Source organism: Gilliamella sp. App4-10, assembly GCF_001690495.1.
Taxonomy (GTDB): domain Bacteria; phylum Pseudomonadota; class Gammaproteobacteria; order Enterobacterales; family Orbaceae; genus Gilliamella; species Gilliamella apicola_G.
In genome coordinates this window covers 1-12,381 of sequence record NZ_LZGS01000037.1, presented here as the reverse complement: position 1 = coordinate 12,381, position 12,381 = coordinate 1, and the positions used below count along the sequence as shown (strand labels likewise).

Genomic DNA, 12,381 nt, shown 5'->3' with positions numbered 1-12,381 from the left:
GGGGAACAACATTAATGGCAATTCATATTCTTTCTCCCCAATTAGCCAATCAAATTGCTGCTGGTGAGGTGGTAGAACGCCCCGCATCTGTCATCAAAGAGTTAGTTGAAAATAGCCTTGATGCGGGTAGTAACCAAATTGATATTGATCTTGAACAAGGCGGCTGTAAGTTAATTCGTATTCGTGATAATGGTTGTGGTATTGCTAAAGCTGAATTAGCGCTGGCGCTTGCTCGTCATGCGACAAGTAAAATCAGTACATTAGATGATTTAGATTCAATTGTGAGCCTTGGGTTTCGTGGTGAGGCGCTAGCGAGTATAAGTTCGGTTGCTAGATTGACATTAACTTCACGTACTGCTGAACAATCCGAAGCATGGCAAGTTTATGCTGAAGGACGGGATATGAAGCCGATGATTAAACCTGCAGCTCATCCTGTGGGATCGACTGTCGAAGTCCTTGATCTGTTTTATAATACACCGGCAAGACGTCGTTTTTTAAAAACAGAAAAAACTGAGTTTATGCATATTGAAGAGTTTGTTCGGCGTATTGCACTTGCACGACCTGATGTTACCTTTAATTTGCAACATAATGGTAAATTGGTTAAGCAGTATCGTTCATCCACCCTTGAAAAAAGAGTCGAATTGGTGTGCGGGCGTGCATTTATGCAAAAAGCTGTCAAATTAGATTGGCAACATGATGATTTACTCATTCAAGGTTGGGTCACTAGTAGTGAAAGTAGTGATTTGCAGTATTTTTATGTTAATGGGCGAGTCATCAAAGATAAATTACTTAATCATGCATTGCGTCAGGCCTATATAAGCCGTACGAATGAACAACAAAGTTATGTGGTGTTTTTACACATCGATCCAAAACAAGTTGATGTCAATGTTCACCCTGCTAAGCATGAAGTCCGTTTTCATGAAGCAAGATTGGTTCATGATTTTGTTTATCAAGCTATAGTAATGGCACTTGAATCGAATTTACCTGTAACAGAAGAAATAGCAACAATAACGCCCAATCGACAAGCAGCTGGTGAGAATATCTTTAATCAAAAAATATCCACTAAGTCTTATCAAACGAATAGTCAATTATCAAAAAAAAACAGTAATTATGCTAAAGAAAATGCATTATATGGTCAATTAGTCAATGTTGTTCCCCCATCTCAAGAAATTATACAATCTGAGCTAAAAAAATCAGGTTTATCTGTAGAGAAAAATGAAATAACTGAACCACAAAAAGCGGTTATTGAAGCATTATTTCCTAAACGTAATATACCTTTGCAAACATTACAAAAGCAACTTGATAGCTCATCAATAGTGCAATTTGGTCGAGTGTTAACTATTATTCAACCCGACATCGCATTGCTTGAAAAGTATGAAGATACTCAGCAAAAATTAATGTTGATGAAATTACCTATTGCTAAGCAAAAAGTGACTGCAATTAAATTATTATCACAAGATTCTGAAAAATTGCTTATTCCATTAACCATTTTAATCAATCATCAAGAGCAGCAAGTGCTTTCCAGTTATCAACCTCAGTTGAATTTTTTAGGCTTTGATTTTTATATTGATAAAGCAAAATTGTATTTGCAAAATGTTCCTAAAATGTTGCGCACTATGAATTGGCAGCAATTATTACCTGCTTTAATTGCTTTTATATCAGATTCAAAAAATGAAGTGTTAGATCCTACACAAATAGCGGCTTGGTTAGCTAATCAGTATGATGATAATCGCACTATGATCTGGAGTGTGGCTAAAGTCATTCCGTTGCTTGCTCAATTAGAAGAGGTGGATATTAATCTATTACAACAAGAATCATTTTTATATCCGATTGATATACAATCTTTAACTCAATCCATTTTATCATGAATAAACCAAAAATTATTTCGTTAATGGGACCAACAGCATCTGGTAAAACGGCATTTGCTATGGCACTTTACGAACGTTATCCTATTGATATTATTAGTGTCGATTCCGCTCTGATTTATCGCGGTATGGATATCGGTACCGCAAAGCCAACTAAAAAAGAGCAACAATATTATCCACATAAATTGATTGATATTTGTGATCCCGCAGAGAGTTATTCTGCAGCTAATTTTAGGCGTGATGCAATTGTAGAAATTGAAAAATCACTAAAAAAAGGTCGAGTTCCATTGTTAGTTGGTGGAACAATGCTCTATTTTAAAGCTTTAATTGAAGGGCTTTCACCACTTCCAGCGGCCAATAGTGAAATTCGTGAGCAAATAGAAGAAAAAGCCAATAAATTAGGTTGGCAAGCGATTCACGATGAACTAAAAAAAGTTGATCCCGTTTCGGCTAAAAGAATTCATCCTAACGATCCACAGCGTCTTAATCGTGCTTTAGAAGTCTATTTAATCTCAGGAAAAAGTCTTACTGAACTTACACAAGAAAGCGGCGAAGCATTACCCTATGATATTATGCAGTTTGCTATTATGCCGCAAGATCGGTCGCAATTACATGAGCGTATTGAACAACGTTTTTTAAAGATGTTAGATGAAGGATTTGAAAATGAAGTTAAAACGCTTATGCAGCGATCTGATTTGCATTTAAATTTGCCTTCTATTCGCTGTGTAGGCTATCGCCAAATGTGGGAATATTTAAATGGCGATATAAGTTATGATGAAATGGTTTTTAAAGGTATCTGTGCTACTCGTCAATTAGCCAAACGACAAATCACGTGGCTGCGTGGTTGGAAGCAACCTATTACATGGTTAAATAATGATAATATGGATTCAATTTTTCAAAAAATGTTCTAATCTATAATTTTTAGAAAGAGGATTAATAGTATACTATTGTATAGTATTGTTGATAAAATTATGCGCATTATTGTCAAGATTTAGTCTTTTTTTTATCTTTTTAGTTTAAAATTATTAAAAAATTAGTTATTTGTGCATAAATTGTTGTTGATTAGTTCAAGAGAAGTGCTTTTTATGTTATTTTGGTAGATACTAAAGATGTATCTGAAATCGTATGTAAAAAATACATTAATTTTATATTCATATAATTATTTTTAAAGGATAAACTCATGTCAAAAGGGCAGTCATTACAAGATCCTTATTTAAATTTGCTTCGTCGAGAGCATATTCCTGTATCAATCTATTTAGTTAATGGTATTAAGCTACAAGGACAAATTGAATCATTTGATCAGTTTGTAATTTTACTAAAAAATACTGTAAGTCAAATGGTATATAAACACGCTATCTCAACAGTTGTACCATCTAGGCCTATTTCTGGACTAGTAACTCAACCTGAAGAGGAAGCTGAAAGCTGATATTTCAGTGGAGAATTTGATTGTTCGATCGATATAAAGGCGGTGAAACTGCCTTATTAGTTCATGTATTCTTCCCGCAAGAAAGCGATATCGAGGATCTTAAAGAGTTTGAAGTTTTAGTTTCTTCAGCTCAAATAGATATTCTCGATATTGTAACAACCTCAAGGAAAGTACCTCAAAGCAAATATTTTATTGGTGAAGGTAAAGCACAAGAAATAGCTGAAAAAGTTAAACAGCTTGATGCTTCTGTTATTTTAGTAAATCATACTTTAACACCCTCCCAAGAACGTAATCTAGAACAGTTGTGTAAATGTCGGGTTGTTGATAGAACAGGATTGATTCTTGATATTTTTGCTCAACGGGCTAGAACACATGAAGGTAAATTACAAGTTGAATTAGCACAGTTACAACATCTTTCGACTCGATTAGTTCGAGGTTGGACGCATTTAGAAAGGCAAAAAGGCGGAATTGGCTTACGAGGGCCCGGTGAAACACAATTAGAAACAGATAGACGATTGATTCGTCATCGTATTCAGTTAATTTTATCAAGACTTGCTAAAGTTGAAAAACAGCGAAATCAAAATCGTCAATCAAGAAATAAAGCCGATCTATCAACAGTTTCTTTAGTTGGCTACACTAATGCGGGTAAATCAACATTATTTAATGCATTAACAAATGCAAATGTATATGCTGCTAATCAGTTATTTGCTACACTCGATCCAACATTACGGCGGATCATTGTCGATGATGTTGGTGAAGTTGTTTTAGCTGATACAGTCGGATTTATTCGTCATTTACCCCACGATTTAATTGCCGCTTTTAAAGCGACACTACTTGAAACGCAAGAAGCCAATTTATTATTACATGTTATTGATGCAGCCGATCCAAATATATTGGATAATATGCATGCCGTTAATGAAGTGTTGCTTGAAATTGATGCAGATGAAATTCCAACATTGCTCGTTATGAATAAAATTGATTTAATTGAGGGGAAACAGCCAAGTATTGATCGGGACGAAAACGGCATACCAATTCGAGTTTGGATTTCAGCACAAAAAGGTTTAGGATTGGATCAATTATTTATTGCTTTAAAAGAAAGGTTAGCTAAGCAAATTCAAGTTTGCCATTTGAGTTTACCTGCCTATTTAGCAAGACTAAGAAGTCGTTTATATCAGTTAAATGCGGTAGAAAATGAATTTATTAATGAGGATGGTAGTTTTCATCTAAATGTGAGAATTCCCTCTATTGAATGGAATCGCCTCTGTAAACAAGAGCCAGATCTGTTATACTTAATCAATAAGCAAAATAACAACTAATTGTTAAATGGAGCATATAAAATATGGCGTGGAATCAGCCCGGCAATAACGGACAAGATAACGACCCATGGGGAAATCATAACAAAAAACCAACTAATCATTCATCTAATGATTTATTGGGTAAAATTAAAGATTTATTAAAAAAAAGCAATTTTGGTAATAATAAGGGATCGTCAGGAATTAAGTTGCCGATGAATACGGCTAAAATTATTATATCTATAATCGCTTTATTCGTGCTAGTTTGGGCGGGGAGTGGTTTTTATACTATTAGCCAAAGCCAACGAGGTGTAATTACCCGATTTGGTCAAGTTCAGGCAGAAATTATTCAACCTGGATTAAATTGGAATCCACCGTTAATTGATAAAGTATATAAAGTTGATACACAAGGTACACACAATTTTAATGTGAATGGCTTTATGATAACAACCGGTGAAGATTTAGTCTTTGTTGAAATGAATGTACAATATCGTGTTAGCGATCCTGTAAAATATTTATTTAATGTTACTAATGTTAAAGATAGTTTACAACAAGCTGCTGATAGTGCTTTGCGTACTGAAGTAGGTAGCTCAAGTATGGATGATATTTTAACTAATGGGCGTTCAGCATTAGAAACTCGTACAAAAGATGAGCTAGTTAATGTCATCAATAATTACGATATGGGAATTAGTATAGTGGATCTTAATTTCCAATCAGCTCGTCCGCCTGAGGCTGTACAAGAAGCCTTTAATGATGCAATGAATGCTCGAGAAGACAAAAAACGTGAAATAAATAAAGCTGCTGCTGAAAAAGTTCAACAAGTACAACAGGCAGAAGGTCGCTCTGCAAGAATTTTAGCTGATGCAAATGCTTATAAAATTAGAGTGGAACTTGAAGCGGAAGGTGATGTGGCTCGTTTTGAAAAAATCTTACCACAATATAAAGCAGCACCAGAAATTACTAAAGAACGCTTGTATATTGAAACTATGGAAAGAGTGTTAACCAAAACCAACAAAATTATAGTTAATGATAAAAATGGGAATTTAATGGTATTGCCATTAGAACAATTATTAAAAAATAAAAATGAAAAAAATTCAGAACCCATGACTTTAGAAAACCCAAATAGTGAATATAATTCTAATATGCCAAACTCATCTGAAATTATAAAAGAGCAGTTTCAAACAACGCAGGAATTGCCAAAAGAGGTTAACAATAACACAAATAGTATAAATAAAACCAGCAACACCACGCGGACTCCGCGGTTTATGGGAAGATAAGGAGATGATTATGCGAAAATTATTGATTCCTATAACATTAATTTTAATTGGTGTGCTTTTTTCTAGTGTTTATGTTATTGAAGAAGGGACTTGTGGTATAGTTTTACGATTCAATAAAATTATTAGATTATCTGGGCCTGGATTACATTTTAAAATTCCAGGAATGGATAATGTAAAAATTGTTGATGCTAAAATCCAAACAACAAATAGTTCTGATAATATAGGTCGGGAGCAAAAGTTCATAACACGTGAAAATAAAGATTTAGTTGTTGATTATTTTGTACAATGGAAGATTGTTGATTTTAATCGATATTATGAAACAATTGCTGGTGGTAATAACATTGAGAACTTGTTGCTTGCTCGATTAAATGGACGTCTAAGAGCTGAAATTGGGAAATTGAATATCATTGATATTATTAATGACACAAATAATAACTCTCGTAATTCTATAATGACACGAGTAAAAGATGCATTAAATGGCACTGTTCAAGAGTTGGTTAGAAGTGAATCAAACGAAAATTTTATTGGTTCGGCTGAAAAAGAATCTGAAAGTAATAAGACAAGTATGAGATCTTTTGGTGTTGAAGTTATTGATGTTCGTATAAAGAAAGTTAATTTTCCTCAGGAAATCTCCAATTCAATTTATGAGCAAATGAAAGCAGCTCGAAAAGTTGTTGCACAAAATCAACGTTTTGAAGGTGTTAAGAAAGCCGATGAAATACGAGCAGATACTACACTAGAAGTAACAAAGATATTATCCGAAGCTGAACGTCAATCTCGATCTATTCGTGGTGAAGGTGATGCGAATGTAGCCAAGCTTTATGCTGATGCTTTTGGTAAAGATAGAGAATTTTTTAGCTTTATTCGTAGTTTAAAAGCTTATGAACAAAGCTTTACAGGTAATGATGTTATGGTCATTAGTCCTGATAGTGAATTTTTTAAATATATGAAATTAAAATCTAATAAATAACTGAATGAGTAAATAGTCTATGAGTAATAATATTGTTGTACTAGGTACACAATGGGGTGATGAAGGCAAAGGTAAAGTTGTTGATTTACTCACAGAAAAAGCAAAATATGTTGTTCGTTATCAAGGTGGACATAACGCTGGTCATACATTAGTGATTAATGGTGAAAAAACCGTATTACATTTAATTCCATCAGGAATCTTACGCAATGATGTGATAAGTATTATTGCCAATGGTGTTGTGTTATGTCCTGATGCTTTAATAAAAGAAATGAATGAGTTAGAAAAAAGTGGCATTCCTGTTAAAGAAAGACTCCTTATTTCAGAATCATGCCCTTTAATTTTACCCTACCATATTGCATTAGACCAAGCGCGAGAAAAAGCGCGTGGCAGTAAAGCTATTGGAACAACAGGGCGTGGTATTGGTCCTGCTTATGAAGATAAAGTGGCACGTCGTGGGCTTCGAGTTGGTGATTTATGTGATCGCCAAACTTTTGCCGAAAAATTAAAAGAAGTAATGGAATATCACAATTTCCAATTAGTTAATTATTACAAAGCAGAAGCTGTAGACTATCAAAAAGTTCTCGATGATACATTAGCGATAGCTGATATTTTAGTTGCTATGATTGCCGATATTCCTGCTCTTTTAGAAGAAGCACGCAAAAAAGGTGAGAGAATTATGTTTGAAGGGGCGCAAGGTACATTACTTGATATTGACCATGGGACTTATCCTTTTGTTACTTCTTCTAATACTACTGCTGGCGGTGTCGCAACAGGTTCTGGTTTTGGTCCGCGTTATGTTGGTTATGTACTAGGTATTGTCAAAGCTTACTCTACACGAGTTGGTGCTGGCCCATTTCCTACAGAGTTATTTGATGAGACTGGTGAATACCTATGTAAGCAAGGTAATGAATTTGGCGCAACAACTGGTCGTCGTCGTCGTACTGGATGGCTTGATGTGGTTGCTGTTCGCAAGGCAGTACAACTTAATTCTATTTCTGGATTTTGTTTAACTAAACTCGATGTGCTAGATGGACTTAAAGAAGTGAGGCTCTGTGTTGGTTATCAATTACCAAATGGTGAGGTCATCAAAAATGCTCCAGCCGCTGCTGAAGAATGGAGCTTAGTCAAACCTGTTTATGAATCAATGCCTGGATGGAATGAGTCAACCTTTGGTGTTAAAAGTTATAATGCTCTTCCACAAGCAGCTAAAGCTTATATTAAACGGATTGAAGAGTTAACCGAAACGCCAATTGATATTATTTCAACAGGACCTGATCGAAGTGAAACAATGATTTTACGCGATCCGTACCAAAACTAATTTAGCGTCAATCAAATCGGGATAAATGTCCCGATTTTTTGTTTTTATGATATTTTTTTCTAAAAAAGTTAATTGGGTAAGAGGAATTTATGGCTAAATTGGGGACCCCATTATCACCCAGTTCAACTAAAGTTTTACTTTGTGGGGCGGGTGAGCTTGCAAAAGAAGTTGTCATTGAGTTACAACGATTTGGTTGTGAGGTTATTGTCGTTGATCGTTATGCAAATGGGCCAGCGATGCAAGTTGCTCATCGGCACCATATCGTTAATATGCTTGATGGAGATGCTTTAAGAAAAGTCATAGAAGTAGAAAATCCAGATTATATTGTCCCTGAAATTGAAGCTATTGCAACATCTACACTAATTGAGCTGGAAGATGAAGGTTTTACAGTTATTCCAACAGCAAAAGCAACTCAACTTACGATGAATCGTGAGGGGATTCGTCGACTTGCAGCGGAGGAATTAAAATTACCAACGTCACCTTATCGATTTGCTACAAATGCAACAGAATTTAGAAAAGCAGTCAAAGAAATTGGTCTTCCTTGTTTAGTCAAACCTGTTATGAGCTCTTCTGGTAAAGGACAATTGTTATTAAGAAGCGAAGCAGATATTGAATTATCATGGAAATATGCACAAGAAGGTGGTAGAGCTGGCGGTGGAAAAGTTATCATCGAAGGCTTTATTGATTTTGATTACGAAATTACCCTACTCACTGTTAGACATATTAAGGGTGTGTCATATTGTGAACCGATAGGACATCGTCAAGAAAAAGGTGATTATCGAGAATCTTGGCAACCTCAGCAGATGTCTGATAAGGCCTTAAAACAGGCAAAAGATATTTCAACTAAAATAACAGATGCATTAGGTGGGCGAGGGTTATTTGGTGTTGAATTGTTTGTTAAAGGTGATCAAGTATGGTTTAGTGAGGTATCACCTCGTCCACATGATACAGGCATGGTGACATTAATTTCACAAAATTTGTCTGAGTTTGCACTACATGCTAGGGCAATATTAGGGCTGCCTATTCCTATTATAGAACAATATGGGGCATGTGCATCAGCTGTTTTATTAATAGAAGGTGATTCAAAACAAGTCACTTTTACTAATCTTGATAAAGCATTAAGTGAACCGCAAACTGATTTACGTTTATTTGGTAAACCAGAAGTGAAAGGTACTCGCAGAATGGGGGTTGCGCTAGCGAAGGCTTTAACGATTAACGATGCGATTACTAAAGCCATTAATGTAGTAAAACAACTAAAAATAACCCTATAATGAATTTTATTGTCTAAAAAGCAATCGCTTAATTCAAAAAAAGAAAAATTTATAAAATAGGGGTTGACGTATGCAAGTGAAGTGAGTAACATACGCAACCCTTGAGACAGCAAACTAAATCAACAAAAAGTTGTTTGGGAATTGAAGCTGTCAGCTCTTTAAAAAGAAGAAACAGACAATCTGTGTGGGCACTTGCGAGACGAAGAATGAAAAGTCTACGGACTTAAAAATTAAGTCTTGATAAGTGACACTGAAGATTCATTTGAATATGTCAGAGACAGTTATTGAGCGTCAAACTTTAAATTGAAGAGTTTGATCATGGCTCAGATTGAACGCTGGCGGCAGGCTTAACACATGCAAGTCGAACGGTAACATGAGTGCTTGCACTTGATGACGAGTGGCGGACGGGTGAGTAATGTATGGGGATCTGCCGAATGGAAGGGGACAACAGTTGGAAACGACTGCTAATACCGTATAAAGTTGAGAGACCAAAGCATGGGACTTTCGGGCCATGCGCCATTTGATGAACCCATATGGGATTAGCTAGTAGGTGAGGTAATGGCTCACCTAGGCGACGATCTCTAGCTGGTCTGAGAGGATGACCAGCCACACTGGAACTGAGACACGGTCCAGACTCCTACGGGAGGCAGCAGTGGGGAATATTGCACAATGGGGGGAACCCTGATGCAGCCATGCCGCGTGTATGAAGAAGGCCTTCGGGTTGTAAAGTACTTTCGGTGATGAGGAAGGTAGTGTATCTAATAGGTGCACTAATTGACGTTAATTACAGAAGAAGCACCGGCTAACTCCGTGCCAGCAGCCGCGGTAATACGGAGGGTGCGAGCGTTAATCGGAATGACTGGGCGTAAAGGGCATGTAGGCGGATAATTAAGTTAGGTGTGAAAGCCCTGGGCTCAACCTAGGAATTGCACTTAAAACTGGTTATCTGGAGTATTGTAGAGGAAGGTAGAATTCCACGTGTAGCGGTGAAATGCGTAGAGATGTGGAGGAATACCGGTGGCGAAGGCGGCCTTCTGGACAGATACTGACGCTGAGATGCGAAAGCGTGGGGAGCAAACAGGATTAGATACCCTGGTAGTCCACGCTGTAAACGATGTCGATTTGGAGTTTGTTGCCTAGAGCGATGGGCTCCGAAGCTAACGCGATAAATCGACCGCCTGGGGAGTACGGCCGCAAGGTTAAAACTCAAATGAATTGACGGGGGCCCGCACAAGCGGTGGAGCATGTGGTTTAATTCGATGCAACGCGAAGAACCTTACCTGGTCTTGACATCCACAGAATCTTGTAGAGATACGAGAGTGCCTTCGGGAACTGTGAGACAGGTGCTGCATGGCTGTCGTCAGCTCGTGTTGTGAAATGTTGGGTTAAGTCCCGCAACGAGCGCAACCCTTATCCTTTGTTGCCATCGGTTAGGCCGGGAACTCAAAGGAGACTGCCGTTGATAAAGCGGAGGAAGGTGGGGACGACGTCAAGTCATCATGGCCCTTACGACCAGGGCTACACACGTGCTACAATGGCGTATACAAAGAGAAGCGAGCTCGCGAGGGTAAGCGGACCTCATAAAGTACGTCTAAGTCCGGATTGGAGTCTGCAACTCGACTCCATGAAGTCGGAATCGCTAGTAATCGTAGATCAGAATGCTACGGTGAATACGTTCCCGGGCCTTGTACACACCGCCCGTCACACCATGGGAGTGGGTTGCACCAGAAGTAGATAGCTTAACCTTAGGGAGGGCGTTTACCACGGTGTGGTTCATGACTGGGGTGAAGTCGTAACAAGGTAACCGTAGGGGAACCTGCGGTTGGATCACCTCCTTACGAAGAGCTCGTAAGTGTTCACACAGATTGTTTGTTTAGAAGAAAGAGTCACTTTATTGGGTCTGTAGCTCAGGTGGTTAGAGCGCACCCCTGATAAGGGTGAGGTCGGTGGTTCAAGTCCACTCAGACCCACCAATTCTACTTAACTTTGCTGATTTTGGCTTACGTTGATGAAGTGAAGGCATAAATTAGCACGAAGCGGTCTGCGTTAAGCGAGTTGGGAAATACACAGATGAAGTGAATTATTGGGGCTATAGCTCAGCTGGGAGAGCGCCTGCCTTGCACGCAGGAGGCCAGCGGTTCGATCCCGCTTAGCTCCACCATTAAAGATATCTCTTTCATTAGATATATAAAAAATTATGTTTGTATTTGCTTGAGAGTTATAGTTAAGTAAATAGAAAGATAAAGCTCTTTAACAATTAGGAACAAGCTGAAAGAAACGAGTTTTCGTTCTTATGTAAAGCTTTTATAGAATCGTATGATTAAAAGTTAGCGATAAATTTTAATTAATGACGAATAAATAAAGTGGATAACGTAAGAGAGAGAAAAAAAGCGTAATTAAAACCGAGACAACTGTGAGTTGTAAGGTTAAGAAATTAAGCGTACACGGTGGATGCCTAGGCAATCAGAGGCGAAGAAGGACGTGTTAATCTGCGAAAAGCGACGGTGAGCTGATAAAAGGCGCTATAGCCGTCGATGTCCGAATGGGGAAACCCAGTGTAGGTGACTACACTATCATCTGATGAATACATAGTCAGATGAGGCGAACCGGGAGAACTGAAACATCTAAGTACCCCGAGGAAAAGAAATCAACCGAGATTCCCTAAGTAGCGGCGAGCGAAAGGGGAGGAGCCCAAGCGGGTAGCATATAGTATTAGTGGAAGCGTCTGGAAAGTCGCACGATAGAGGGTGAAAGTCCCGTACACGAAGGTGCGATATGTGGAAGCTTATAGAGTAGGGCGGGACACGTGATATCCTGTCTGAAGAAGGGGGGACCATCCTCCAAGGCTAAATACTCCTGATTGACCGATAGTGAACCAGTACCGTGAGGGAAAGGCGAAAAGAACCCCGGGAGGGGAGTGAAATAGACCCTGAAACCGTGTACGTACAATCAGTGGGAGCTG

At 38.0% G+C, this 12,381-nt stretch carries 8 protein-coding genes, 2 tRNA genes and 2 rRNA genes; all 12 read left to right on the top strand.

Annotated elements, in window-relative coordinates; all coding sequences use genetic code 11:
• The first annotated feature begins 14 nt into the window (after positions 1-14).
• Positions 15-1,868, top strand: a complete 1,854-nt coding sequence (mutL, locus tag A9G23_RS07785) for a DNA mismatch repair endonuclease MutL (RefSeq protein WP_065587074.1) — start codon at positions 15-17, stop codon at positions 1,866-1,868.
• Positions 1,865-2,776 carry a tRNA (adenosine(37)-N6)-dimethylallyltransferase MiaA gene (gene miaA, locus A9G23_RS07780; RefSeq protein ID WP_065587073.1) on the top strand — a complete coding sequence of 304 codons (912 nt, stop codon included), beginning with the start codon at positions 1,865-1,867 and terminating at the stop codon, positions 2,774-2,776. Before mutL ends, miaA begins: the two co-directional genes overlap by 4 nt.
• Before the next feature lie 269 nt (positions 2,777-3,045).
• Complete coding sequence (gene hfq, locus A9G23_RS07775; protein ID WP_065587072.1) at positions 3,046-3,291, top strand: RNA chaperone Hfq; 246 nt, start codon at positions 3,046-3,048, stop codon at positions 3,289-3,291.
• 20 nt (positions 3,292-3,311) lie between these two features.
• Complete coding sequence (hflX, locus tag A9G23_RS07770) at positions 3,312-4,607, top strand: ribosome rescue GTPase HflX (protein ID WP_065587071.1); 1,296 nt, start codon at positions 3,312-3,314, stop codon at positions 4,605-4,607.
• A gap of 23 nt (positions 4,608-4,630) precedes the next feature.
• Positions 4,631-5,860: an FtsH protease activity modulator HflK gene (hflK, locus tag A9G23_RS07765; RefSeq protein WP_065587070.1), complete on the top strand. Its 1,230-nt coding sequence runs from the start codon at positions 4,631-4,633 to the stop codon at positions 5,858-5,860.
• 10 nt (positions 5,861-5,870) lie between these two features.
• Positions 5,871-6,830 carry a protease modulator HflC gene (gene hflC / locus A9G23_RS07760; RefSeq protein ID WP_065587069.1) on the top strand — a complete coding sequence of 320 codons (960 nt, stop codon included), beginning with the start codon at positions 5,871-5,873 and terminating at the stop codon, positions 6,828-6,830.
• A 19-nt stretch (positions 6,831-6,849) separates the two neighbouring features.
• On the top strand, positions 6,850-8,148 hold the full coding sequence (locus A9G23_RS07755) for an adenylosuccinate synthase (protein ID WP_065587068.1): 1,299 nt from the start codon (positions 6,850-6,852) through the stop codon (positions 8,146-8,148).
• 89 nt (positions 8,149-8,237) lie between these two features.
• On the top strand, positions 8,238-9,419 hold the full coding sequence (gene purT, locus A9G23_RS07750; RefSeq protein ID WP_065587067.1) for a formate-dependent phosphoribosylglycinamide formyltransferase: 1,182 nt from the start codon (positions 8,238-8,240) through the stop codon (positions 9,417-9,419).
• A 300-nt stretch (positions 9,420-9,719) separates the two neighbouring features.
• A 16S ribosomal RNA gene (locus A9G23_RS07745) occupies positions 9,720-11,257 on the top strand.
• 58 nt (positions 11,258-11,315) lie between these two features.
• Positions 11,316-11,392: transfer RNA gene (locus A9G23_RS07740), tRNA-Ile, on the top strand.
• A 112-nt stretch (positions 11,393-11,504) separates the two neighbouring features.
• Positions 11,505-11,580, top strand: a tRNA-Ala gene (locus tag A9G23_RS07735).
• Positions 11,581-11,843: 263 nt separating this feature from the next.
• A 23S ribosomal RNA gene (locus A9G23_RS11675) occupies positions 11,844-12,381 on the top strand; the annotation flags it as partial.